This window comes from Bacillus cereus group sp. N21, assembly GCF_016483395.1.
GTDB lineage: Bacteria > Bacillota > Bacilli > Bacillales > Bacillaceae_G > Bacillus_A > Bacillus_A pseudomycoides.
In genome coordinates this window covers 42,602-67,902 of the sequence record NZ_JAEHBX010000011.1, presented here as the reverse complement: position 1 = coordinate 67,902, position 25,301 = coordinate 42,602, and the positions used below count along the sequence as shown (strand labels likewise).

Sequence of the window (25,301 nt, the reverse complement as noted above, 5' to 3'; positions counted from 1 at the left end):
TAAAGTGAAAACAAAGTATATTTTCTTAATTTGATTTGACAGTAAAAGTTAAATATGATGATTCAAGCTCTCATAATTGGTTTAATCGCGCAGAAAACCCTCTAAATTTTTATTTATTAACTCCTCTAAGATGTTCTTTAAACTATAAAAAGCTGCCTTTTCACAGGCAGCTTTTTCATCTATTAACCAAATACTTTCTCAAGATCATCTTTATCTTGGCTTAACCAGAAATTCATTAAGCGTTTTGCTCCTTCTAAATCATGAAGCTTCGCTTGACCACACTGCGTTTCGTTTGCAGCTGGAATTTCTGTAATTTGAACCGCATCTTTTAATGTAAGTTCTAATAAATCAATGACTTCACGAACAGTTGGTGTCCCGCTTACAACAAGATAATATCCTGTTTGGCAACCCATTGGTGAAATATCGATAATGTCAAAATGCGGATAACGATCAATATATTTACGTAAATTAAACGCTAATAAATGTTCTAACGTATGAATAACATCTGGCTTCATCGCTTGTTTATTCGGTTGGCAAAAACGAATATCGAATTTATTAACAATACCGTCACTACCTACTTTATGAACACCACAATGTCTTACATAAGGTGCCTTTACAATCGTATGATCTAATTCAAAGCTTTCTACTGATGGCATAAAACATCTCTCCCGCTTTAATTTTAATTCCGTTATATCCAATATGATATAACGGAAATTCGAATTAGTAAAGTATTATGTATAGCCCGTGCTATAATACTAGAAGAATATGCTGGAAAGGAGACCGTTATGAAACAGATTTTCATCGGAATCATACGCTTTTATCAAAAATTTATTTCTCCGATGACACCACCTACATGTCGCTTTTATCCAACATGCTCCCATTATGGATTAGAGGCGTTTCAAAAACACGGTGCTTTCAAAGGTTTTTGGCTCACACTAAAACGTATTTTAAAATGTCACCCTTTTCATCCAGGAGGATTTGACCCCGTCCCGGACAAAAAAGAAAAAAGAAATTAAGCTTCGTAGCCATTCACAACAAGATCTAATTTTCCTGTATCAGGATGAATAACAAGACCGTGGACAGGCACTTCTGCTGGAAGTAATGGATGGTTACGAAGTACAGAAACGCTATGTTCTACACTTTCTTCTACGCTAGAGAATCCTTGTAAGAATCTCTCTAAATCGATTCCAGAATAACGAAGTGTATCTAATTTCTCTTCTGTCACGCCGCGCTCTCTCATTTTTTCAATTGTGCTGCTCGCCTGTATTTTTGCCATACCACAATCATGGTGACCAACAACACATACTTCATCTGCGCCAAGCTCATATACAGCAACTAAAATACTACGCATAATACTTCCAAATGGATGGGAAATAACAGCGCCCGCTACTTTAATAATTTTCACATCACCATTACGCATATTCATTGCTTTTGGTAATAATTCAACGAGACGTGTATCCATACAAGAAATGATTACCATTTTTTTATTCGGGAATTTTCCTGCCTCATACTCTTCATATTTTTTCTCTTCAACGAATTTTTCATTATACTGCAAAATCTCTTCTAATGACTTCATAGTAAATAGCCCCTCTTTTCTTTCATTTAAACTACATACTAAGTGTACCAAAATCAAAAAAATACCAAAAGGATATTACTTTATTGCAAATATATAATTTTTCAGACAACCGACATAATTTCTTCATAATATACACACAGCTCTGTAACAACTCTCCCATACTTTACTCACGTTTCCACTATAAACTAAATGTAGATAATGTTAAAAAGGAGTGAATCTTTATTATGTCCGACGTTCTGTTACTGAGTCGTTTTCAATTTGCAATTACTATTTTTTATCACTTTTTGTTTGTACCTTTGACAATCGGACTTGTTATTTTAGTAGCGTGTATGGAAACACAATATGCACGTACATTAAATCCCACTTATCGAAAAATGGCGAATTTCTGGGGTAAGCTATTTACGATTAACTTCGTAATGGGGATTATAACCGGTATTACGATGGAGTTCCAATTTGGGACAAACTGGTCTGAGTACTCAAAATATATGGGGGATATTTTCGGATCACCACTCGCAATCGAAGCACTTGTGGCTTTCTTCTTAGAATCTACTTTCATGGGAATTTGGTTATTCGGTAAAGATAAAATCTCACCAAAATTCCGTGCTTTTTGTATGTGGATGGTTGCACTTGGAACAAATATTTCCGCGCTTTGGATTATTACAGCAAACGGATTTATGCAAAACCCTGTTGGCTACGTGGTGCGTAATGGCCGCGCTGAGTTAAATGATTTCTGGGCACTTGTTACAAATCCATATGCATGGCATATGTTCTTCCATACAGTTGTTGGCTGTTATATTGTTGGTTCTTTCTTCGTTATGGCAATCAGTGCCTATCATTTATTACGTAAAAACGATGTGGAGTTCTTTAAAAAATCATTTAAATTTGGTTTAGTTTTAGGATTATTTGCGGCAACTGCAACACCTTTCATCGGTCACCAATCCGGCGCTTTCGCTGCAAAAATGCAACCTGCAAAAGGGGCTGCAATGGAAGCAGTTTGGGAAACTGGTAAAGGTCAAGGCTTCTCAATCATCCAAATTCCCGATGTGAAGAATGAGAAGAACTTTGAATTATTAACAATTCCAAAACTCGGCAGCTTCTTCTATACAAACTCATTTGATGGAGAAATTGTCGGTTTGAAAGATATCCCGAAAGAAGATCGTCCGAACGTAAACCTTGTTTACTATAGCTTCCGTTTAATGGTTGCACTTGGCGTATTCTTCATGGCATTAACTTGGTTTGGTTTCTATTTAAACCGAAAAGGAAAACTAGAAAACTCAAAACGTTTCTTAAAAATTACAATGTGGTCTGTATTACTTCCATATGTTGCGATTAACGCTGGATGGATTGTTGCTGAAGCAGGTCGTCAGCCATGGACAGTATATAAATTGATGCGCACAGCTGAATCTGTCTCACCAATTTCCGTTCCACAAATTTGGTTCTCGTTAATTAGTTTAGTATTGTTCTACACATTGCTTTTAATTGCCGATGTATATCTAATGCTGAAGTTCGCAAAAAAAGGACCTGCAGCATTAGAAGAGCCTACTCAGGGAGGTGCAGCTCATGTCTCATGATATGCTTGCAGTCATTTGGTTCGGTTTATGGGGCGTAATTTGGACAGTTTATTTTATTCTTGATGGTTATGCACTTGGTAACGGAATGATTTTCCCGTTCGTTACCAAGGACCGGAAGGAACGAAATCAAATGCAAGAAGCAATTGGCCCGTTCTGGGGTGGTAACGAAGTATGGTTAATTACAGCGGGCGGTGCAACCTTCGCCGCCTTCCCGATCACATATGCGAATATGTTTAGCTACTTATATACACCACTATTTTTAGTATTACTTGCTCTTTTTGCTCGTGCAGCAGGGCTTGAATTTATGCATAAAGATGACTCACCAATTTGGCAAAGCACTTGTAAATGGGCGTTTGCAATTGGTAGCTTTCTTATCGCCTTCTTATTCGGTGTTACATTTGCTAACCTTTACTACGGTCTGCAAATCGGAAAAGACGGCTACGAAGGAACATTATTCAGCTTATTAAACCATTACGGTATTTTAGGCGGGCTCTTCTTCACCGCAATCTTTGTCGTATCCGGTGCACTTTGGGTTATGATTAAAACAACTGGTGAAGTATCAGATCGTGCTTATAAAATTGCAAAGCCATTTTCAATGGCAGCTGCGATTATTCTTGCGATTTTCTATGTAGCTACTGCAAACCGTACAAACTTATTCCAAAACTTTACGGAATATCCTGTACTGTTCATTCTTCCGCTACTAGCAATGTTAATGAGTGTCTTAGCAATCATTATGGTTTACAAACATAAAATTGGTTTTGCATTTACATTTGTATGCTTAACAATTGCTATGTTTATGACAACCGGCTTTGCAGGTATGTTCCCAAGAATGTTACCATCACGTATTAACGATGCATATAGTACAACACTATACCAAGCAGCAGGCAGTGAACTAAACTTAAAAATCATGTTCTTCGTCGCAATGGTAATGGTACCAATCGTTATCGGATATCAATTATGGAGCTACACGATTTTCAAAGAAAAAATTCATAAAGACTCTGCAAAAGGATATCACTAGAATGAAAAAAGACGCTCGCTTAGGAGCGTCTTTTTTCATTCTAGGCTTATAGCGTAAATTGTATCCCTTGATCATTCACATCGTTATCATACACATCTGTAGCACTAATTCCATTAAAAGCTCTCACACTAAATCCTACATTAGACGATCCAGAACCGTTATATGCTTTCGTTTGTTCGATTGGATGTACATTATATTTATCACCTAAATTAATTGAACCATTACAGTTTTCAATAACTACACCATCAATAACAGCAGGCATCGTATCACTCACCTTCATTATGTTATTTTCAGTTTATGAAAAGAGCCTAAAAAAATAGCATGTTTACAGTAAAAAAGAAAAAGATATTCTACAACAATGTTTATAATGAATTATTTTTCAACTACGTTATTTACGAAATGTAATATATAATAAATGAGAAAATTATTCATATAAAAAAATGAGGTGTTTACAAAATTGATGTTTTTTGGAAGTATTACGCTTATTTTACTCGTTATTTTTCTATTCTTTTATTTAAGAGATCCTCGAAGTTTATTAATCGGATTTCTATTTAATTTATTCTTTTGTTCATCCCTTATCCTTTTCCTCTATTTAGGTTTCAGCTCGAATTATGCGATATTTAGATTTATTGCAATTATACCATTTATAATCATTTTCTTAATGCTAACCTTTGGCGTATTTGCTTTAATGATTGGACTATTTCTCAATGCGAGAATTTTAATGAGAAAAGAAGGACGTCGTTTATCTAACTGCTTAACTTTAATTGCTGGAATGGGCATGTTGCTTATTATGCTGTCCTTAATAGTTGATCCAACTCGATTTTTCTCTCCTCACTTCCAGCCCATTTTTACAGGAATATTTTTCATTATGGTCTATTTCTTTTTCCATATATCGACTTTCTTAACCGCTTATTTCCTGTATCAATTTAATAGACCAAGACGTAATCAAGATTTCATTATTGTTCTTGGCAGTGGGTTAATCAATGATAAAGTGCCACCACTTTTAGCAAGCCGAATTAATAAGGCGATTGATTTTTACCATAAGCAAGCTGCGGTCGCTTCTCCGCCTACAATCATTTTTTCTGGTGGACAAGGTCCAGATGAAAATCTTCCTGAAGCTGAGGCTATGCAAAAATACGCTATTGAAAAAGGCATTCCTATCGAACATACAGTGCAAGAAAATCGTTCCGTCAATACGTATCAAAACATGCTTTTCTCAAAACAAATTATGGATTCTTTAAAAGATAGGTATAAGAGCATCTTTACAACGAACAATTTCCATCTTTTCCGTGCTGGACTATATGCAAAGCAAGCTGGATTAAACAGCCAAGGAATCGGCTCAAAAACTGCTTTCTATTACTGGCCAAATGCGATGATTCGGGAGTACATTGCGATCGTCGTTATGAGTCGTAAGCGTCATACTAAGGTCGTAGGAGTTATTTTAGGATTCTCTGTTTTCTTATCAGCCCTTAGCTTTTTATTTAGTTAATTTATGTTGGAAAAGCCATCCTTATGAAAGGATGGCTTTTTTGAAACTGATATTTTTATTACACTGTGCCGAATGGTCGATATATTGTAAAAATCGCCGATATATGAATCGTTTCCATCGATATATCTTAAAAATCGCCGATATGTGGACATGTTATACTTTCATTTCGTTTCCTCTTCTAGCCTTTTTAATTTCCATACAATCTTAGGAATGAATCGACAATTGATTGCATGTTAAAAAAGCATCTATTATAGGTGACCTTTCTTTACATGCTAAATGAATATGACGATATTGTTTCTGTTTTAATTTTTTCATTTCAATGTTTTTATGTGATTTAAAAAACAGCTCAGGCCCCATTGTAATTCCAATATTTTGCGAGACCATATTCACAATCGTTTCGCAATTTAGTACTTCTAATATAATGTTTGGACTTACTTGATAATCAGCTAAATTTTTTATCACTAATGGCTGATACGGACCTTTTGGCATAATAAAATCCATTCCATCAATTTGCTGAACATCCACTACTTTTTGATTCATCAACGAATGATTTTTCGGTAACCCTAATACAATTTCATCTTTGCTAACTGGGATTGATTTTATTTGATTCTTTGTATTTGATTCTAATACAAATCCAATATCCACTGTACCATTCTCAATCCATTCTGCTACTTCTCCATATGTACCTTCAAATAATAAAACTTTAACACCTGAGTAACTCTTTTTAAGCTGCAATAACATAGACGGTAATATTTGTGATGCTGCACTTGTAAACGCCCCGATTTTAAGCGTACCTTCCAATCTCTTATTTTGCATAGATACTTCTTGTTTAATCGCTGCTTCACTCTTTAACACATTTTGAATATGTGGAAAAATACGATTTGCAAACTCGGTTCTTCTAATTTCAGCCTGCTTATTTCTATGTAACAAAGAATGACCAAATTCTTTTTCTAAACTAGCAATCGCATGACTCACGGCTGATTGTGTCATGTTCAATTGTTCTGCCGCTCTAGTAAAATTACCTAATTCTACTACCTTTTGAAAAATTTCATATCTAGCTATCGTCATGAATTTTACTCATACCTCTCATTCAAAATATGAATTTCATTAATTTCATTATACCCGTTACGATAAAAATAGAACAATTCATCCAAGGGAGGATTCACATTGAATAAAATATTTTTATTAACATTCGGGATGTTCGCATTAGGAGTAGATGCTTATATAATGGCAGGAATATTACCTCAAATCGCTGATGATTTTCATGTTTCGATTGGGACTGCTGGGCAAACCGTAAGTATCTTCACAATCTGTTATGCCATTGCGGCACCTTTGTTTGCTACATGCATGAGAAAGACGAATACAAAACATACATTATTAGCTGCATTATTCCTTTTCACAGTCTCTAACTTCCTGACTGCTGTGACTCATCATTTTATTATTTTATTAATTTCTAGGGGCTTAGCTGGCATGGGTGCTGGTCTATATTCACCATTGGCGTCGTCAGCTGCTGTTACATTAGTTTCTGAAAAAAGAAGGGGCAGAGCTTTAAGCACTGTTTTACTCGGAATGAGTGCTGGAACCGTAATTGGCGTTCCATTTGGTATATATATCGCTTCCATTTATGAATGGCGCATGGCGATGTGGTTTATCGTCACAATTGGGGCAATCGGGATATTTGCTCTCTTTACTAAATTTCCTATAATAGAATCTAGTCCTTTGCCAACATTAAAAGAACGGCTAAGTATGTTCAAAAACAAAAAAATCTCTCTTGTCATGCTTATTACAATGATATTAAGCTTTTGTAGTTTGGGCTTGTATACATACTTAGATTCCATCATTATTGCATACGGATTCCAAAAATCTATCCTATTTATTTGGATGTGGGGAATCGGCGGAATTGCCGGAAGTTTTATAATCGGGTTTATAATGGATTTTTATAAAAAGCCAAAGATCATATTACTGTACTTAATGGGAATCATGTTTTTCTCATTTATATGTATGGGAGTTTTCCACGAAACTACGTTATTGTTAGCCATCTGTTTAATTCTTTGGGGAAGTACAGGGTGGGCGGCACTGGCCACCCTGCAAAAAACACTCTTAGAAATTAGTCCAGATCACGCTACCATTTCAATTGCCTTACTTAGCTCTATTAATTATTTTTCCGGTTCCATCGGGACAATGACAAACGGAATATTTTTAGAAAAAGGAATAGAACCTATCACTTTGCCTTATATAATAGCCAGTATATTACTTTTAGCCATAGGAGGACAAATCCTTTTTATCGATAAAAAAATTGTAAAAGTACGTAAATCTCACTAAATCATTATTTAAAACAATAAGCCTCTATCTTCTTCTTTTAACACTCTATCCGAAAGAATTCTCCTTCCTCAAGCGTGTGTAGGGCGATAGTCCGACGCTAGGTGGGAGTATTACTGCCTGCGAATAGCGGGATAAATAATTATATTTGTATCATAGTGCTCGAAAAAAAGCCCAAGAAGCATTTCCTTCACTTCTTGAGCTTTTTTATGTTTATCTTCTCTTCGTAATCTTCCCAGATCCGCCAACCCGTGTTTTAGGGGGAGACGTATTCTTCGGCGGGCTTTTAATCGAAGATTTCGGCTTCACATCTGAACCACTAGAACCGCCCGGTGATTTAATAATCTTTCCTTTATTCTCAGTAGACGGTGGTACAGTTTTCGTCTCTTTTTCTGTAATACTTCCTTTATCGCCTACGGATGTCTTTGGATCTACTTTATCACTTCTCTTAATAATAGAGCCCTTACCTTGCTTTGTAATAGGCGGTGGTGTCTTCTTCTCTTCTTTTGTAGGCGGTCTTTCTGGAATAACCGGTTTATGATTTTTCCGATCTGTATATCCACGGTAATCGCCATGATACGATTTACGCGAATCAAATATATCGTCTAATATACTTGCTAAAATATAACCTTGTAAGAAAGATGGCTGATAATTTTGACGGACAAACTCTTTGTTACTTATCTCAATTAATGTATCCGATGGTTTCTCTTTGTCTTTCTGAATGTTGTATATTTTATCAGAATACACAAGGAACATCTGATTTTCATCTTCTTTAGACGCTTGTTTTGGTTCCTTTTCATCAATCAGCTCCTTTGCCACCTCTGGAACTGATCGATTGGCGGCCCTATACACATATGATTCTTGCTTGCCGTCTTTTGCAACTGATTCTAATGGGTAACGATCTTGAATCGATTTTTCATTTTGACACCCCGATAAAGCAAAACCAGCAATTACAAGTAACGTAACAATGGCAAAGATAGGGATTATGAATGATTTAATCATGGTAAACAATCGGTTTGACATGATTACCTCCCCCTTACGTTGCCCTTATAATTTGTACATCAGCAGAAAGAATCGATTCTCCCTCATACATCATTGTACGGCCATCTTGCCACTCAATGCGAAGTAGCTTCCGGTTGTCAGATTGGAACTCCCATACGTGTTGTTCATCAGATATTGCAAATGGCGTTTTCCCCATCACAACGGCACGTCCGTTATATTGCTCTTCCATATGATACTCGATATCATCCATTTCAATCGTTGTTGGAATCTCATTTATAGAATCTAAACGACCATCAATTGGTGCATATAGTTTATAATAGGTGCTTTCACGATTTTCAATTTTTAAATAGCGAATGGTCTTCCCGTCCTGCAATGTTAAAATAATTTCATTCCGAGAATGCATACTTGTTTTTCCAATCATTTCGTACATCACTAATGAAACTTCGATCATATCACCAGGCGTTAACGTTAATAGGCTTTTTTCTGGCTTAACGGGCTCCGGACTTTTCATTATATTTTTAATTCGTTTGAATAAACTCATAATCTATCCCCTCCTTTTCTCGTTATAGACAAGCTGCTAAAATGAGGGCCCCGACAACATGTAACGAACCAGCTAATAAAGCGTGTGCAACATTCCCTTGTTTCGTTCCCCCTTCTAAATCTAAACCAGCCACTTTTTTCAAAATGAGTTCAATAAACATTTCTACAACTAACAAAATAACGAATGAAACTGCCGATGCAAGCAGCGCTTGCCATAAATCATTTGCTTTCGTAATCGACTGTGACAAAATATATCCTTGCGCAAATAACTTCATAATAAAGCGCGTTGTCACAGCAATATTCCCTTTTTTAATTTCTGCCAAATCATTATATTTTGTAAAGATAGAATCAACCCACATAAGTACAAATAAAAGAACAGCGCTTGCTCCTGTCCATACAAGCATGGCTAACACATTCATCCATGTCATGGTGAAACCTCCTCTAGAGAATAATAGAAAACCGACATGATTGATTTTCATGACATGTCGGTTCCTTTATCTTCTATATATCCATTTTGATTTTCCAACACATAAACCGCAGCTATGAAAACAAAAACAGGTCTCCTCTTTTTGTTTTCACGCGGCATGGGGCGAAAAAGGGCACTGACCGCTCCTATGCACAGACGGATCCTCTCTCCAACCTAAAAAGAAAAGTTTTTCATTTTTATATTATTTCTCATACTGTTTCATAATACGTGCTAGTTCATCATCCACAGCTGAGTTTTTATTTAAAGCCGCAAATTCATCATCTAACGACTTTTCTTTTTTATAAATTTCACCGCTTGCTTCTGCTTCAGCCTCTAATTGAAGAGCTTTTTCTTCCATACGGCTTAAACCAGCTTTTGCTGTATTTGCATCAAATCCAGACATTGCTTGATTAATATTCTTTTGTGCTTTCGCTGCGTTCACACGCGCCACAAGTGTTTCACGTTTATTTCTCAGTTCAGTTAATTGTTTGCGCATTTCTTCCAATTTCGCACGAAGATTATCAGCTGCTGCTTTATTTTGCTCATAGCTCGCTTTGTATTCATTCATCTTTTGCTCTGCATTTTGTTTTTCTTCTAAAGCACGGCGCGCAAGATCAATATTATTTGCTTGAACAGCCATATGTGCTTGTTCTTCACGTTTCTTTACAAGTGCTTCTTGTTCTTCAAACAATAATTTAAACTTTTTCTCAAGCGCAATTTGAGCTGCTACACTCTTCTCAGCTTCTTGTACATCCTCTTGCATATCGCGTAAATATTGATCCGTCATCTTAACTGGATCTTCTGCCTTTTCAATTAATGCATACACATTTGACATCGTTAAATCTCTTAATCGTTTAAAAACAGACATTTAAACTCCTCCTATAAACTGCTTCATATTTCAAATTCAATACCTGGAAAACTAAAAATTCTTCCTCTACAGTAAGAATATTCATTTTTAAAGCCTATGTGTACATTATATCAAAACTAAGATGTCCTTACATGTTATTTCTTGAATATGCAAACTATAATATGACATTCCCTTCTCAACATTGACCTCATGTCAAATCCTTTGATATCCTCAAAATCAATTATTCAAACCACTATAAATAAAGAAGTCAGAACAAAAAGGCACATCTGATTGATATACAATCAATTCGAAGCAATTCCCAACACCCTGAGGACTATCTAAAATAATAATGACTCATACTAAAAATAGATATAGATGCTTAGATGAAATGAGTGATATGTATATGCCGATGGAACAAGGGGTTAGAGAGTATTTAGTTACAGGTTCCTATCTTGTAGTTATTGTTTCTTTAATACTTCTAATATATTGGTTCATTAAGTACACAGAAAAACATATCATCTGGTTTATTGCACACTTCTTAACCCTTTCTTTAAGTTTATTCCTCCTGATAACCCTCCTAATTGGACCTAACTTTTCTAACTACAATATGGCATCAGAAGAAAAGTCACTTCAATTAGCCTTATCAGGAATCACTTGGGTAGTAAGTATTCTTTTCCTGTTAAAAGGAATTTCGGAGTTTATTAAATAAAACGTTCGTAATACAAATAACATCTAATCAAAAAAGGTTATGTGCTGTTTTTAGTTGCCATTTCTCACATTTTTAACTCTTTTCACTAAATTACATCATTGTAATGTTACTGTAAGCTAACTCGATAGGTAGAAGGGCGTTATTCTTATAAAATGAAATCAGAAGTCGAGGTTAAAACCAAAAACACTTTTGCTTCTCTAAATTTTAAAAACAATACATTTGTATTTACTATTATATAAAAAGGAGACAGGAAAAATGAAAAAATTAGTAGGAATCGGGTTAGCAGCGGCAATTTCATTCGGAGCATTATCAGGTTGTTCTTTACTTGGAGAAAAAGCAAATGGCTTAGTATTATACGGAACAGAACAACAAGTTCAACAAATAGCAGATAAGAACAAAACAGAGGTAAAAGAAAAAGATGTATATAAAATGAAGCTTGCAACATTAGAAGGTAAGAAAGTGCTTGTAATGGATAAGAAAACTGGTGAAGAACTAGTGAAAAAAGAGCTACTCAAGAAAGTAGAAAACGAAGATACAAAAGCAATCAATAAATTACCAGCTGTAACAGCTGACCAAGGTATATTATTTGCGAAAGAAAAAGTAGGGAATGCTACAATTGATGGAGCAAAATTAAAATACGAAGGTAACACAATTATCGGTGATGGTCGTCAATATGTGGATATGTTTGCAATCGTTGATGATGCCGCATATGGTAATGTGAAGGGCGAAGAAAAATCTGTAGGTGTACTAAAATTTGATAAGGACCCAAGTAAAGAATTACCTAAAAAAAATGGGGTAGACGCATCACAACTTGTGAAAATTAAATAGCAAGTCATAAAGTGAAACTTTAATCAGTGGGGGTTTTCTCCATCCCCCACTGATTATTAGCCCTCACCAATCGGGCTTTTACGGACAGTTCATCTCCCACCTAACTTCTTTGCTTTCGCTGAATTTTGAGGTGGGGGTGTTACTGTCCGTTAATGCGGGATAAAAAAAGCTTTGCGAAATCCGCAAAGCTTTTTTCTACTTATTAACGACTTGCTCCATATCAGGACTACAACTATTTGACTGACATGATTTATTTAAGGAACATGCTGCGCATTTCCCTTTTTTACTTCTCTTCACAAAATTGAATAATGTATATCCTGCATAACCAAAAATGATAGCTCCAATTACAATATTGACCATCATTATGATACATCTCCTTCTAGAATCCGAGTAAGGATCCGACTTGGTATATAACGAACGTTAATACATAAGCAACTATAAGTGGATAAACAACAGAGAAAATTGTCCACTTGACAGATCCTGTTTCACGACGAATAACAGCTACTGTCGCCAAACATGGAACATATAACAAAATGAAGAACATAAACGCATATGCTGATAATGCAGTATAGTGTGCTCCCATTACATTTCCTAATACATCTTCTTTCACCGCATAAATAATAGCCATTGTAGAAACAACAACTTCTTTTGCTAAAAATCCTGTTAATAATGATGCCGCTGCTTGCCACGTTCCAAAACCGAGCGGTGCTAAAATTGGTGCCACGAACCCACCAATCATTGCTAAGAAACTATCTCCCATATCTACGCCAAATCCAGATGGACCAGCATAGTTGAGTAACCAGATAACAACAGATCCACCAAAGATAAATGTACCAGCTTTACGTACGAAACCTTTTCCTTTTTCCCACGTACTAAGCCACAATGTTTTTGCTTGTGGTACACGATAAGGCGGAAGCTCAATAACGAAAATAGATTTTTCTTCTTTTAAAACAGTAAGAGACATTACTTTTGTAACGAGTAAAGCAAGTACAATACCTGCAATGTATAAAGAGAACACAACAGTCGCTTGACTATTCGGGAAAAAGACTCCCGCAAATAATGCATATACAGGTAAACGCGCTGAACAAGACATAAATGGTGTTACTAAAACGGTAAGTAATCTTTCTTTTTCCTGCTCAATCGTTCTCGCTGCCATAATCCCGGGAACGTTACAACCAAAACCGATAATCATAGGAATAAATGCTTTTCCATTTAAACCAAATAATTCCATAATACGGTCCATTACAACTGCAATGCGGGCCATATACCCTGAGTCTTCTAATAACGAAATAAAGAAGAACAATGCAAAAATTTGTGGAACGAATACTAATACCGCACCAACGCCGGCAATAATTCCCTCTGTAACGAGCGCTTGAATAAACTCAGAGGCACCAATGTTTGTTAAACCTGCCGTTACCCAATCCGTAAACTGCCCACCAAGAAATTCATCAAGCATATCTGATAACGGCGTACCAATCCACGTAAACGTAACCTGAAAAATAAAAAACATAACTGCTAAAAAGATTGGAAGTCCTAAAATTTTATGTGTAATTAACTTATCAATTTTTTCTGAAAAGGGAATCTTTCCTTCCTTTTCATGCTGAATGACATTTGTTTTTAACTTTTCAATATACGCTGCACGTGTCCGGTAAATATGCTGTTCTAGCGTACCATCAAGTTTCGCTTCTAATTTAGAACGAATTGCTACAAGCTTTTCATAAACAGGCAATCTTCTAACTTCTTGTTCTACTACTTCGTTATTACTTAAAAATTGAAGTGTAAGCCATCTAGGATGCTCATAATTTGCTTGAGTTAAAAGATCCATGATTTCTTCAATACCTGCATCTACTTCTTTACCATAAGAAAGAATGAAAGGCTTTTTCTCTTTCTTCTCGTTCTCATGAAGAGTAGCCAGTAATTCTTCACAACCTTTACCACTTCTCGCAACAACAGGAACGACCGTTACTCCTAATATTTCTGACAATCTGTTCGCATTAATAACAATTCCGCGTTGCTTCGCAACATCAATCATATTTAAACCGATAGAAACTGGTTTACCAAACTCTAGTAGTTGCAATGTTAAATGCATATTGCGCTCAAATTGAGAAGAGTCAACAATATTTAGCATATGATGAAATTCTTCTGTTAGTAGAAACTTTGTAACGACACCTTCATCACGAGAAACAGGATTTAAATCATATATACCTGGTAAATCAATTAATGTCCCTTGCTTCCCCTTTAACTTACCAACCTTCTTTTCTACTGTTACTCCGCTCCAGTTTCCTACATATTCATAAGAACCCGTCAGCGCATTAAATAATGATGTTTTCCCTGTATTCGGGTTCCCTAGCAATGCAACCTTATTCACGCTAATTCCACCTTTATCATTTTCGCGTCACAATGACGAATACTAATTAATTGTCCACGGCACTCTAATGTACACGGCCCTTTAAACATCGCTTTTTGTTTCATACGAAGTTCACTTCCTTCTGAAAGACCAAAAGCAGCTAATCTCCGCTTTAATAATTTATCTAACGTTTGTAAATTTTTAACTAATACTTTTTCACCTATTTTAATATCAACTAAGCTCATAATCTTCCCCCTCGAAAGAGAATGATAATTATTTTCAAGAAAATTATATCACATTCTATGAATCAAGTACTATATATTTTTTCTTCCTATTTATTAACATTTCGGGAGAATTATATATATCCATGTTGATTTGCTGGCATATAAGTCGCTGCTATGAAAACAAAAGGAGATCCCCACTCGTTTTCTCCTTTTGCTTTCACTTGGTATGGAGCAGGAAGAGGGTCTGACCGCTTCTATCCATGGCCGAATCCTCTCTTCCACCTAGAAAGAAGGTTTTTATGCCGTTTCAATTTGTATTTATATATTCATTTGCCATTCTCATCCATTTCAATTACAATAAACCTAACAAATAAAGAATCTCGTTATCACAGGGGGAGCTTTGCTGCTGAGAGGGAACACTTCGTTCCGACCCTTAGAACCTGTTAGTTAATGCTAACGTAGGAATTGTGCAAACGTTGAACTTGAAATACCTCATTCTTTTTCTACTTACGTATTTCATATCTCCCTATGATAAGTATTCTTTTTTGTGCAACTTGGATTTAGGGGGATTAACAACATGCGTAACACCAATTTACAAGCGATGATTGAATCTGCAATCCTTGCAGCCTTCGCCTTGATCATCGACATTTTACCACTATCAATTAAACTTCCAACAGGCGGTTCTGTTTCATTTGCAATGATTCCTATTTTTATTATCGCTTACCGCTGGGGCTTTAAAACTGCTTTCTTAGGAGGACTCATTTGGGGTCTACTACAAATTGTAGTCGGCGATGCTTACATTTTAACGCCAGTTCAAGCGTTTATTGAGTACTTCGTTGCATTTGCTTTTATCGGTTTTGCTGGTTTATTCTATCGTCCAATTCAAAAGGCACTTGCGAACAACCAACATACATCTAACGTACAATCCGACATTGGTAGCCGCAAAGATAAACCTTCATCAAAAAGCGGGCAAGGGAAAAAGGCGCTTTTTTATATTATCCTTGCTACATTTGTTGGTAGCTTTGCCCGTTATTTCTGTCACTTTATTGCTGGTGTTATCTTCTTTGGGAAGTACGCACCACCAGGACAGTCAGCTGTTCTTTATTCATTGATCGTGAATGGTAGTACAATGCTCGGTTCATTTGCATTATGCACAGTATTACTACTACTCCTGTTTTCAACTTCACCACGCTTATTTAAAAGTATTGGTGCGCATAATATGAATTTTAAAAATAAGAGTGCCTAAATGGCAGTCTTATTTTTTATCATTTTAACCGAGAAGATCCCCCCCTCTAAACGAAGTGAAGGTGGGGGTCTTACTGCCCGTTAATACGGGATAAGAACCAAAAGGCCTTTCTCTACTGAGAAAGACCTTTTTCATTCTGTGTATTTAGACAAACCCTACTACACTTTTTTATTTAAATAGAAGTAAAACAACACACCATCTGCTGTATTATTTACACCATACTCTACGCCATGAAGTTCCAAAATATTTTTGGAAATAGCAAGTCCGAGTCCCGTTCCACCGTTTGAACGTTGACGAGCTGTATCTATACGGTAAAAACGGTCCCATATTTTATCTAATTGTTCTTCTTCAATATGAGTGCCTTTATTTTCTATACAAATCTTTATTTGATTTAGCTCATCTATTGTAGAAATAATAATATCCTCTTTTTCAGGTGTATAACGGATTGCATTCGTAATGAAATTGACAATTACTTGCTCAATACGATGTTGATTTGCAACAACTTGAGCTGGAGATATGTGTTTGTGAATATGAAGTTGTTTCTTCTCTATTTCTAATGATAGTTGTCCACATATATGCTCAATGACCTCATCAATATGAAAAGTATCCATCTGCATTTTATACGTGCCAGATTCAAATTTAGCTAACTCCAGCATGTCCAAAATTAACATATCCATCTTATCCACTTCTTTTTCCATTGCCTGAAAATAATATTCTTTCTTATGTTCGGCTACCCCATCTTTTAGAATCGAAATACAGCTTTTCATAATACTTAGCGGTGTTTTCAATTCATGTGAGACACCTGAAATAAATTCTTTTCTCGTATTTTCTAGCTTTCTTTCTTTTTCAATATCTTGTTCTAATTGTTCAATATGTGTGTGCAATGTATTTGATAATATATTAATGTTGTTAGATAAATCGCCAATCTCATCTTTTGAAGTAATTGGGATTCTTTCCGAAAAATCTAAATGTGCAATTTTTTTCGTTGTATCATTAATTCGTAATAGCGGTTTTGCAATTTGTTTTGAGTAATAAAAAGATGCCAACAAGGTAAGTACTAGCACAAATGCAATAATATATACATAATAATCCTTTACCATTTGTACTGCTTCATCTACGGGCTGCAAGGACGCCATCGCGAATATATATGTTAAAGAGCCATCCTTTTCCTTTATCGGTTTGATTAATAATTTATATTTTATATCATTTTTTTCATAGTCATTTATTCTTAAGGCATCATTGTTATCTTTATTTTCATTTAACAGTAAGTCCGCTTGAAATTCTTTTATACTCTCCAAGAACAAAGTGTTTTTATAAAGTGGATTCACTATCCCTTTACTATCAGGTAGTTGCACTTTTGTAACGGTTCCCCCAAAACCAGTACTAGGAACTTGAGCAGCACTTTTCTTTTCCTCTTTCACCTTAGGAGCTATTTCATTTATTTTCTTATCTAATGGCTTGTTGGACCAATTTATACTACCCTTACTTAAATTTAATACAGCAGGAACAAATGTAGAATCTCTAACCATTCCATAAACTGAAATTTGCACCCCTGAAAAATACGGCATTTTTTCATTTTCAACCTCTTCTATCCCCATAAGATAATAGAGAGGGATTGTAAGGTTTGTTTTTCCAAGTTCCTTCTGCGATAGCCGATCCAGCTTTACTTCTAAATAAAAATCAGTCGCATGTTTTAAATTCCCATCACTATCTAATGCTGTAATCCATGTATTATTTTCTCTATAAAAATCTTGTTCCAGTTTCTGAATTGCTTCTGTGTTACCATCACTATTCAAATACTCTCTCTCAAAGGAGCTTATATTTGTTTTAATATCACTAACTTTTCTGTTGGCATAATATTGTTTAAAAAATATCGTTTGTCCAATAAAAATCGTCGCTAAAATCAACATGCATAGTGCTGTTGTAAGAATAAATAATTTGAGTACAATCCCTTTGCTCATACATTCCCCTCAAATTTATACCCCATCCGAACAACAGTCGTAATGTACTTTGCTTTATCTCCTAATTTATTTCGTAAATTACGGATATGACTATTCACTGTCCGGTCATCACCAGCAAATTCATATCCCCAAATTCTTGAAATCAATTGCTCTCTTGTCAAAACAATCCCTTGATTCTGCATAAAATAGGTCAATATCTCAAACTCTGTATGTGTTAAATTAATGTCCACTCCCTCTATCGTAACGATACGTGATGGGAAATGAACACAAATTCCATGAATAGATAGCGTATCATCTTCATTACTTGGAGATTTACTTGTAAGTATTCGACTTTCAAGTAATCGCTTTGCCCTCGCTAGTAAAATAGGCGGACTATATGGCTTCGTTACATAATCATCCGCTCCTAACTCAAATCCAAGTAACGTATCATCTTCATCCACACGTGCCGTGAGCATAATAATCGGCACTTGAGACGTTTTACGGATTCTTCGGCAAACAGACCAACCATCCAATTCCGGTAACATGATATCAAGAATAACTAAATGAACCTCTTCTTCTTCAAACAAGGATAAAGCTTCTTTCCCATCTCTTGCCTCAAGTACTTTATATTGTTCATTTAGAAAATAATCTTTCAATATTTCGCGTAAAATATCTTCATCCTCAACAATTAAAATTGTTTTTGTCATATTCCCTTCCCCCTTCTCTCATTCTAAATAGCTAAAGACAGAGTACTATACTCTCATTTTGAATCAGTAGCAATCAATTTCGCTTCAATAATATATCGATCTGGTGCATCACCTATATAATCAAATGGATAGCACGTCGTCAGCGTTAATGTTGGTTCTTCTTTCTTTACTATGACTGTGCGATCATCCGCATGTGTAATCCACATTTTTTGAATTTCATAAGTATAAATCTTATTATCGTATTCCACAATGAGGTTATCTTTTTCTTTAAGCTCTCCTAGCTCTGTAAATACAGTATCGCGATGTCCACTCAGTACAGTGTGTCCTCCTTCAGATGGAGCTGTTGTCATATCACTAACAAACATACCTACCCCTTTTTTCAATGTGGTATCACTTGCCCCCCAATATATAGAGAACTTCTTCTTTATTTTTGGGATATTTAACATCGCTACTTTCTCTCCTTCTTTATATTGCATTTGAGAAGAAGGTACTTGAGAATTCACAGATGTTTCAGTGGAATGCCCTTTTAATTCTATTTTTTCAAAATGCTTTATCTCTTCTGTCGTTAAATCTTGTGCAGAACTTTTTCCTTTATACCATTCAAAAAAATAATACGTCCCCATAAGAATACCGACTATCATGAAAGCAAGTCCAATACGATTTATAACTCTCACTTTAATCCCTCCATGCAAAAAATGGTAGGGATATCCTACCATTTTTAATATATGAAATTATCCCATTCTTTATAGACTAATTTATATTTTGTTTTACGCTTTAATTTTACGGCGCGTAAATCCAAACAATGATCCTAATGCTACAAGGCACGCGCTTAACGTCATCATTGTTATGCTATTTGATGCTGTATTTGGTAGTTTTTCACCTTTTGTAGCTTGCACTGCTGCTTCTTTTTTCATTTGATCTTGTTTTTGTTGCTCTTGCACTACCGCTTCTTTTTTCATTTGATCTTGTTTTTGTTGCTCTTGCACTGCCGCTTCTTTTTTCATCTTATCTTGTTTTTGTTGTTCCTGCATTGCTGCTTCTTTTTTCGTTGTATCTTGCTGTACTTGTGCTACTTCTTCCTTTGTCATTGTCCCAGTAGACGCACTTGCTACCGAAGAATATCCTACGGATAAAAGTGCCATCGCACAGATTGGTAAAAGTTTCTTTTTCATTTTATATCTCTCCTTAGTATACTTTTTTCACATCGCATCGGATGTATTTATAGAATATATCTGTTATGTAAATATGAGATGCAGATGAAATGGATTTTTCTTAAAGATTCAATTACCTTCAAGAAAGCAAAATTCCCTATGCACACCTCTCTATTTACGGAATAAAAAGAGGCTGCCGAAAGTAGCTAATTCAACTACTTTCGACAGCCTCTTTTTTTAAATATCTAGAGCATAACACCGTTATCTTTAAATGAATACCAAGTACCATTAATTAAGTGTTTGCCTGTTGCCATTGCACCGTCAGATTTTAAATAATACCAGTTCCCAGATTCTTGCAACCAACCTGTTTTCATCGTACCATTCGGATTCATATAATACCAACCTGTATCATTTCTTATCCATCCAGTTGCCATTAATCCACGATGAATATAATACCACTTATTCCCTTCTTTTACCCAACCTGTTTTGAATGATCCATCTTGGTTTGCATATAACCAGCGATTTCCACCATCATGTATCCAACCAGTCTGCATAACACCATCATTACCTAAATAATAATCTCTTCCATTTACCCTAACATAATCTTTTTGCACCATGATTCCATCTATAAAGTAATACCAATTTCCGTTATAACTTACCCATCCTTCATGAGCTTTTCCATCTTTATCAAAGTAATACCATGAATCTCCAGCTTTTACCCATCTCATTTTTTGTATAGCTTGTTCTTCTTTCGGGACAGCCTGATTCACATTTCCACTTGTTTCTGCATGAGAAACGGCAGGTACTAAAAACATTACAGACATTAAAACTAGCAAAATAATTTTTTTCATTTTTCCCAGTCTCCCAAATAATAAATTATTTTTTAGTTTCTATACCCTACAAGTAAATTATATTACTAATTATAGGTATAAACAACACTTTTGTAATATAATTGTAATATTTTTATCACTTTTGTTACTTTTATATTTTTATGGTAACATTTTACCGTTACATTCTTACAATTAGTATAGATATTTCTCTTTCACTAAATTCCTTTTTATCCCGCATGAATGGAAATTCATGCGGGATAAAAAAGCATTGTAGAGGGAATCTACAATGCTTTTTCTGTGTCTCAGTGTCTAATTGTTACTTTCGCGTGAATTTAGAGTAAAAGGGGCTGGAGTGATAACTAATTGTCTCGGCTCAGTTTTCTTTAAGTGATTTTTGACGTTACACTTACGACGTTGGAAGGCCCATGCCTCTATCGGGTTTGTGAAAATGATCCTTTGCTCTTCATTAGGGGTCTCTTCTTCAAACTTACAACTTTCGCTCCATTTACACCACTTCATTGTAAACTGTGAAGAAGAATGATCGTTTTCCCGATCAAACAAGTGCAAAAGGCACATCTCTTCATCTAGTACCATCTTATTACTAGTTGATAACAAAGCAAGGGTCGTCCAACGTTTCTCCATTCCCTCCTACTCCTTTTCACATATAGTGCCTAAAGCTTATTTTACCTAAAATGTGCTTGCCTTTTACCTTACATCTATAAGTTTATCCAAAAGATGACTACTCAACTATCGATTTTTCTTACAAATCACCTTACATTTTTGTAAGAAATGAAAAAACCCTTCATCTAAACGAATGGAGGGTTTTTAATCATTTTTCATCTATATATTTTTTCATATCATCTAATCCAGCTTCATACAGTTGCAACATCATTCCATGAGAAATTGCTCCAAGAACTAAAGTCATCCCAATGAGTGAAATGCGAATAGCAGGAACATCAATTAAGTAAGCCAACATACCAAGAACAATTGTTAAAAGTGATGCTTTTATAAATGTAACACTTGTGTACTGTTTCTTTTTCATGGTTATCACCCTTCATGGAAGCGTTTTCTCAATATGGTCAGTATATCATATCATCAGATTATTTTGTGGGGATTTTTGTAAAAAGAATGCTATTATACAAATAAAGGAATTCCTCTAAGATAAATCCAATTCTTTTTTATTTCCTCACCTCTACTCTCTAACCACGTTGGACGAAAAATAATACTCTAGATAAATCTTCTGCTTACTCTATTCTATTATGTTTATATCCGTTCACTACTTTCGTCATACAATATAAAAGAATCATATAAAACATAACTGGGATTATAATAATTCTTGGCTCTAGCATTAATTCTCCATAGTAATAACTAATTAAATTTGCCCAGTCATTTAGGTATGGAAAATATATACTAAATTGATCATGAGCTTGCCCGGAAACAATTTTCGTTCCCCCTAAAAATAATTTAAACAGGGCAAGATGTAACATAATTAATAATACTTGCACCATTTGCTCTCCAATTTGAAATATAATTTGTGGTTGCAATACTTTCATAATATGAGTTCGAAACACATGCCATCTGCTTCCTCCTAATAAGAAAGAACTCTTTACATATTCCTTGTTCCAAAGTTGCTGAACTTCTTTATGAAAAAATCGTGTCATTCCTGGCACTGCTACAAAAACGAATACAAGAAATTGTATACATAGTACTTCTATATTTGTGACAATAGGTTTCGTTCGTAGCTCATAAATGATAAATGGTGTAAGAAATAAGATACAAAATAACGTTTGCGGAAAAAATTGCAAACTAACAGTAACACGTTGTAAGAAAGAAAGTCCCCACTTATCATTATGAATGAACAGGCTCATCAATAAAGAAATGATTACTCTAGCAACTGCCACAAAAAATGAAATTAAAATTGTGTACTTAGCCCCATCTATTACTTTATAAAATAAATCTTCTCCTTCTCGATCCGTTCCAAACCAATGTGCACGGGAAATTGAAAAAGGAGCCGCTTCAACAATTTCTCCTTTTTCATTGTATCGATATTCCACTACCTTAGACTCCTCTTGAAAATATGGGAGTGTAATACTTATTATTAATAATAAAATAATCGGGAATAAGAAGTACTTATAACGCTGGCTATGCATACAACTTCCTCCTTAACCAATTCAATCCTACTATTACTCCATACATAGGCACTATAAATAACAGCAGCAAATAAACGATAATCACCGGATCTTGACCGCTAATCAAAATCGAAAATAAACCTCTTATGTTAAACATATACTCAAAAACGAATAAACTCGTTATCAAGGCTAGTAATATTGATTCAATATGATTCACAACTGAAACAACCATATTGCGAAAAATATGCCTGCACAAAATATACATGTTACCAAACCCTTTCGCTCTCGCAAACATAACATAATCTTGCTTCTGCTCCTCATTTATAAGTAGCATTTGAAATTGGAATAAAGAGATGGTAGGTATAATAGCTAAAATGAGAAGTGGTAATACAATAGATGTATTTTGCATCGTAGAAAATGGATGTAATGGTAAAAATCCGGTATACCTATATATACTTACCATGAAAAGTTGAAGAAAAAAAATTAGGAAGACATCTGGAATTGTTTTAAGAAAAAATACAGCTTCTTCTATCACTCTCTGTACACGCCTCGGTGAAACCGCCGCAATGATACTACATAAAAAAGACGAACATATAGAAACTATAAGCGCTCCAAGTATAAGCACGAGTGAATATGTATATGGCTTAAATATAAGTGGAAATAAGGGAAATTCCCTTTCTTCTATCTTAAATATTTGTACATTGTTTGAAACAGTCGCTACTTGTGTAGCCATTTTCAGCTTTAACTCTTCTGGATGTATAAGTGCAGAGATAACATGTATACATTGTGTAAAAAAATGCTCTACATGTATTCCAACTTTCTTCCCATTTATAAATAACATCGGAAGACTTACAATCACTACAAATAGCATAATCATAATAAATAGTTGAAGAATTATTGAGATTATTTTTTTAAACATTCCATTCTCCTCTCAATTTCTCTAGCATGAACGGATCATGAAAACTTCAAATCGAACTTTCATTTTATTTTATTCTGGCTTTCCTAATATAAACCTTTAGCCAATATGTATTTCTCTTTTTTGACTTTTCCCCTTCAATCCTTTACAGTCAAAATGTTCACAAGTTTTACAACGCAGGAGGATCCTAATGAAAATTGAAATAAAAGATACTTTAATCTCTGAAGAAGCATTACAAACAAAGGTAAAAGAACTAGCACTGCAAATTGAACGCGATTTTGAAGGAGAAGAAATCGTTGTGATCGCAGTACTAAAAGGTTCTTTCGTCTTTGCTGCTGATTTAATTCGTCACATTAAAAATGAAGTAACAATCGACTTTATCTCTGCATCTAGTTACGGCAACCAAACGGAAACAACAGGAAAAGTTAAATTGTTAAAAGATATCGATGTCAACATTACAGGCAAAAATGTAATTGTTGTAGAAGACATTATCGATTCTGGCTTAACACTTCACTTCTTAAAAGACCACTTCTTTATGCATAAACCAAAAGCATTAAAGTTCTGTACATTACTTGATAAACCAGAGCGTCGTAAAGTTGATTTGACAGCCGAGTATGTAGGCTTCCAAATTCCAGATGAATTTATCGTCGGCTATGGCATTGACTGTGCAGAAAAATATCGTAACTTACCATTTATCGCTTCAGTAGTAACAGAGAAATAAAATCGTATATAACTTCCATCGCTTTCTGATGGAAGTTTATTTATATAAAGTTCTACTAGTAAAAAGCAAAGGGAGCGATTAGAATAGCAAAAAAAGCTTTCGAAAAAGTTCTTCTCATCGTAAACCCAAAAGCAGGACACGGCGATTTACATACTAATCTATCCAAAATCGTTCCACCGCTAGCTGCAGCTTTTTCTGATTTACGTATTCTCCATACAAAAAACAAGACGATGCAACAAAGTATTGCAGGGAGTTTGCAAACGAAGTGGATACAGATGGAGAAAGTTCCCTTTATACACCGTGTCATATCGAATTATTGCCAGGTCATCTTACGATGATTTATAATCCAGCACTAGTATAATAGATTCTTTGTTATACTTTGGTAAATAGTAAAGTTCGCATTTTTATAAAATAAACATTATAATTAAAAGTATAAAAGGTTGTTAACAAAAAACGTTAACAACCTTTTTATTTTTTAGAAAAATTTTTCACTTTAGAGGAGTGATTGTATGTACTGGAAAAGAAATAATAAACCTGTCGAAGATCCAGAAGAAATCGCTGTATGGGAATGCCAAGCAGAAGACTGTTTAGGATGGATGCGTAAAAACTTTTCTTTAGAAGAAGAACCAAAATGTCCCTTATGTAAAGGAGATATGGGGAGCGGAACACGACTACTACAAAAATTGTAAAGATTAGGTTCCATTTCCCCTACATTCCCCAATTAA

30 protein-coding genes, 1 pseudogene and 1 riboswitch are annotated in these 25,301 nt (G+C 35.0%); of the genes and pseudogenes, 11 read left to right on the top strand and 20 right to left on the bottom strand.

Features of this window, described 5'->3' with window-relative positions; all coding sequences use genetic code 11:
• Positions 1–182 precede the first annotated feature (182 nt).
• On the bottom strand, positions 183–656 hold the full coding sequence (gene luxS / locus JDS96_RS08880) for an S-ribosylhomocysteine lyase LuxS (protein ID WP_003201393.1): 474 nt from the start codon (positions 654–656) through the stop codon (positions 183–185).
• 129 nt (positions 657–785) lie between these two features.
• On the opposite strand from luxS, the gene yidD reads away from it, so the two are divergent.
• Positions 786–1,016 (top strand): membrane protein insertion efficiency factor YidD, encoded by a 231-nt coding sequence (gene yidD, locus JDS96_RS08875; protein ID WP_018764610.1) that lies wholly within the window; start codon positions 786–788, stop codon positions 1,014–1,016.
• On the opposite strand, the gene JDS96_RS08870 is transcribed toward yidD, so the two are convergent.
• On the bottom strand, positions 1,013–1,576 hold the full coding sequence (locus JDS96_RS08870) for a beta-class carbonic anhydrase (RefSeq protein ID WP_003201390.1): 564 nt from the start codon (positions 1,574–1,576) through the stop codon (positions 1,013–1,015). The two genes, yidD and JDS96_RS08870, sit on opposite strands and share 4 nt — an antisense overlap.
• Positions 1,577–1,800: 224 nt before the next feature.
• Between JDS96_RS08870 and cydA the strand changes: the two genes are divergently transcribed.
• Together cydA and cydB are read left to right on the top strand one after the other, a co-directional pair.
• Positions 1,801–3,147, top strand: a complete 1,347-nt coding sequence (gene cydA / locus JDS96_RS08865) for a cytochrome ubiquinol oxidase subunit I (protein WP_033799188.1) — start codon at positions 1,801–1,803, stop codon at positions 3,145–3,147.
• Positions 3,137–4,165, top strand: coding sequence for a cytochrome d ubiquinol oxidase subunit II (gene cydB / locus JDS96_RS08860; protein ID WP_199666620.1), 1,029 nt, complete (start codon positions 3,137–3,139; stop codon positions 4,163–4,165). Before cydA ends, cydB begins: the two co-directional genes overlap by 11 nt.
• Positions 4,166–4,211: 46 nt before the next feature.
• Here the strand turns inward: cydB and JDS96_RS08855 are convergent, their stop codons facing one another.
• Positions 4,212–4,445, bottom strand: a complete 234-nt coding sequence (locus tag JDS96_RS08855; protein WP_003201384.1) for a spore germination protein — start codon at positions 4,443–4,445, stop codon at positions 4,212–4,214.
• Positions 4,446–4,625: 180 nt separating this feature from the next.
• Here JDS96_RS08855 and JDS96_RS08850 point away from each other — a divergent pair, with 180 nt between their 5' ends.
• Positions 4,626–5,654 carry a YdcF family protein gene (locus JDS96_RS08850; RefSeq protein ID WP_006096346.1) on the top strand — a complete coding sequence of 343 codons (1,029 nt, stop codon included), beginning with the start codon at positions 4,626–4,628 and terminating at the stop codon, positions 5,652–5,654.
• 204 nt (positions 5,655–5,858) lie between these two features.
• Here JDS96_RS08850 and JDS96_RS08845 read toward each other — a convergent pair whose 3' ends face one another.
• Complete coding sequence (locus JDS96_RS08845) at positions 5,859–6,722, bottom strand: LysR family transcriptional regulator (RefSeq protein ID WP_199666619.1); 864 nt, start codon at positions 6,720–6,722, stop codon at positions 5,859–5,861.
• Positions 6,723–6,821: 99 nt separating this feature from the next.
• Between JDS96_RS08845 and JDS96_RS08840 the strand changes: the two genes are divergently transcribed.
• Positions 6,822–7,976, top strand: coding sequence for an MFS transporter (locus JDS96_RS08840; RefSeq protein ID WP_199666618.1), 1,155 nt, complete (start codon positions 6,822–6,824; stop codon positions 7,974–7,976).
• Between the two features lie 210 nt (positions 7,977–8,186).
• On the opposite strand, the gene JDS96_RS08835 is transcribed toward JDS96_RS08840, so the two are convergent.
• The 4 genes from JDS96_RS08835 to JDS96_RS08820 all read right to left on the bottom strand — a co-directional run bounded on the left by JDS96_RS08835 (position 8,187) and on the right by JDS96_RS08820 (position 10,849).
• Positions 8,187–8,996 (bottom strand): DUF4247 domain-containing protein, encoded by an 810-nt coding sequence (locus tag JDS96_RS08835; protein WP_018764615.1) that lies wholly within the window; start codon positions 8,994–8,996, stop codon positions 8,187–8,189.
• 13 nt (positions 8,997–9,009) lie between these two features.
• The gene (locus JDS96_RS08830; protein ID WP_003201369.1) at positions 9,010–9,516 is read right to left on the bottom strand and encodes a DUF4178 domain-containing protein; all 507 of its coding nucleotides are present in this window, start codon (positions 9,514–9,516) and stop codon (positions 9,010–9,012) included.
• 22 nt (positions 9,517–9,538) lie between these two features.
• Positions 9,539–9,943, bottom strand: a complete 405-nt coding sequence (locus JDS96_RS08825; RefSeq protein ID WP_003201367.1) for a DUF350 domain-containing protein — start codon at positions 9,941–9,943, stop codon at positions 9,539–9,541.
• A 240-nt stretch (positions 9,944–10,183) separates the two neighbouring features.
• Entirely contained in the window at positions 10,184–10,849 is a 666-nt protein-coding gene (locus JDS96_RS08820) for a PspA/IM30 family protein (RefSeq protein ID WP_003201365.1), read from the bottom strand.
• A gap of 367 nt (positions 10,850–11,216) precedes the next feature.
• Here JDS96_RS08820 and JDS96_RS08815 point away from each other — a divergent pair, with 367 nt between their 5' ends.
• Both JDS96_RS08815 and JDS96_RS08810 read left to right on the top strand, forming a co-directional pair.
• Complete coding sequence (locus JDS96_RS08815; RefSeq protein ID WP_199666617.1) at positions 11,217–11,537, top strand: hypothetical protein; 321 nt, start codon at positions 11,217–11,219, stop codon at positions 11,535–11,537.
• A 255-nt stretch (positions 11,538–11,792) separates the two neighbouring features.
• Positions 11,793–12,365: a lipoprotein BA_5634 family protein gene (locus tag JDS96_RS08810; RefSeq protein ID WP_033796503.1), complete on the top strand. Its 573-nt coding sequence runs from the start codon at positions 11,793–11,795 to the stop codon at positions 12,363–12,365.
• Between the two features lie 195 nt (positions 12,366–12,560).
• Here the strand turns inward: JDS96_RS08810 and JDS96_RS08805 are convergent, their stop codons facing one another.
• From JDS96_RS08805 to JDS96_RS08795, 3 genes are read right to left on the bottom strand one after another with little or no spacing between them, the layout of a single operon-like run.
• Positions 12,561–12,728 (bottom strand): FeoB-associated Cys-rich membrane protein, encoded by a 168-nt coding sequence (locus JDS96_RS08805; RefSeq protein WP_003201403.1) that lies wholly within the window; start codon positions 12,726–12,728, stop codon positions 12,561–12,563.
• Between the two features lie 16 nt (positions 12,729–12,744).
• On the bottom strand, positions 12,745–14,733 hold the full coding sequence (feoB, locus tag JDS96_RS08800) for a ferrous iron transport protein B (protein WP_199666616.1): 1,989 nt from the start codon (positions 14,731–14,733) through the stop codon (positions 12,745–12,747).
• A complete protein-coding gene (locus JDS96_RS08795; protein WP_003208854.1) occupies positions 14,730–14,957 on the bottom strand; it encodes a FeoA family protein in 228 nt (75 codons plus the stop codon). Before JDS96_RS08795 ends, feoB begins: the two co-directional genes overlap by 4 nt.
• 360 nt (positions 14,958–15,317) lie before the next feature.
• Positions 15,318–15,419, top strand: a riboswitch (TPP riboswitch).
• A gap of 94 nt (positions 15,420–15,513) precedes the next feature.
• Between JDS96_RS08795 and thiT the strand changes: the two genes are divergently transcribed.
• Complete coding sequence (gene thiT, locus JDS96_RS08790) at positions 15,514–16,182, top strand: energy-coupled thiamine transporter ThiT (RefSeq protein ID WP_018764620.1); 669 nt, start codon at positions 15,514–15,516, stop codon at positions 16,180–16,182.
• 158 nt (positions 16,183–16,340) lie between these two features.
• Here the strand turns inward: thiT and JDS96_RS08785 are convergent, their stop codons facing one another.
• The 9 genes from JDS96_RS08785 to JDS96_RS08745 all read right to left on the bottom strand — a co-directional run bounded on the left by JDS96_RS08785 (position 16,341) and on the right by JDS96_RS08745 (position 23,858).
• A complete protein-coding gene (locus JDS96_RS08785; RefSeq protein WP_033796501.1) occupies positions 16,341–18,143 on the bottom strand; it encodes a sensor histidine kinase in 1,803 nt (600 codons plus the stop codon).
• A complete protein-coding gene (locus JDS96_RS08780) occupies positions 18,140–18,829 on the bottom strand; it encodes a response regulator transcription factor (RefSeq protein WP_003201411.1) in 690 nt (229 codons plus the stop codon). The genes JDS96_RS08785 and JDS96_RS08780 overlap by 4 nt, the downstream gene beginning before the upstream one ends.
• Before the next feature lie 53 nt (positions 18,830–18,882).
• On the bottom strand, positions 18,883–19,503 hold the full coding sequence (locus JDS96_RS08775; RefSeq protein WP_098114066.1) for a class D sortase: 621 nt from the start codon (positions 19,501–19,503) through the stop codon (positions 18,883–18,885).
• A gap of 93 nt (positions 19,504–19,596) precedes the next feature.
• Positions 19,597–20,001: an LPXTG cell wall anchor domain-containing protein gene (locus tag JDS96_RS08770; RefSeq protein WP_098187895.1), complete on the bottom strand. Its 405-nt coding sequence runs from the start codon at positions 19,999–20,001 to the stop codon at positions 19,597–19,599.
• 224 nt (positions 20,002–20,225) lie between these two features.
• The gene (locus tag JDS96_RS08765; protein ID WP_033797774.1) at positions 20,226–20,831 is read right to left on the bottom strand and encodes a PspC-like choline-binding domain-containing protein; all 606 of its coding nucleotides are present in this window, start codon (positions 20,829–20,831) and stop codon (positions 20,226–20,228) included.
• Between the two features lie 288 nt (positions 20,832–21,119).
• The gene (locus JDS96_RS08760) at positions 21,120–21,452 is read right to left on the bottom strand and encodes a hypothetical protein (protein ID WP_199666615.1); all 333 of its coding nucleotides are present in this window, start codon (positions 21,450–21,452) and stop codon (positions 21,120–21,122) included.
• A gap of 187 nt (positions 21,453–21,639) precedes the next feature.
• The gene (locus JDS96_RS08755; RefSeq protein WP_003201418.1) at positions 21,640–21,852 is read right to left on the bottom strand and encodes a hypothetical protein; all 213 of its coding nucleotides are present in this window, start codon (positions 21,850–21,852) and stop codon (positions 21,640–21,642) included.
• Positions 21,853–22,054: 202 nt separating this feature from the next.
• Positions 22,055–22,960 carry an ABC transporter permease subunit gene (locus JDS96_RS08750; RefSeq protein ID WP_018764626.1) on the bottom strand — a complete coding sequence of 302 codons (906 nt, stop codon included), beginning with the start codon at positions 22,958–22,960 and terminating at the stop codon, positions 22,055–22,057.
• Positions 22,953–23,858 (bottom strand): ABC transporter permease subunit, encoded by a 906-nt coding sequence (locus tag JDS96_RS08745; protein ID WP_199666614.1) that lies wholly within the window; start codon positions 23,856–23,858, stop codon positions 22,953–22,955. Before JDS96_RS08745 ends, JDS96_RS08750 begins: the two co-directional genes overlap by 8 nt.
• A 187-nt stretch (positions 23,859–24,045) precedes the next feature.
• Here JDS96_RS08745 and hpt point away from each other — a divergent pair, with 187 nt between their 5' ends.
• The 3 genes and pseudogenes from hpt (at position 24,046) to JDS96_RS08730 (ending at position 25,265) form a co-directional block, all read left to right on the top strand.
• Entirely contained in the window at positions 24,046–24,576 is a 531-nt protein-coding gene (hpt, locus tag JDS96_RS08740; RefSeq protein WP_003201413.1) for a hypoxanthine phosphoribosyltransferase, read from the top strand.
• A gap of 83 nt (positions 24,577–24,659) precedes the next feature.
• Positions 24,660–24,901, top strand: a pseudogene (locus JDS96_RS08735) (diacylglycerol kinase family protein); the annotation flags it as partial.
• 184 nt (positions 24,902–25,085) lie between these two features.
• Entirely contained in the window at positions 25,086–25,265 is a 180-nt protein-coding gene (locus tag JDS96_RS08730; RefSeq protein ID WP_003208850.1) for a cold-inducible protein YdjO-related protein, read from the top strand.
• Positions 25,266–25,301: the final 36 nt, after the last annotated feature.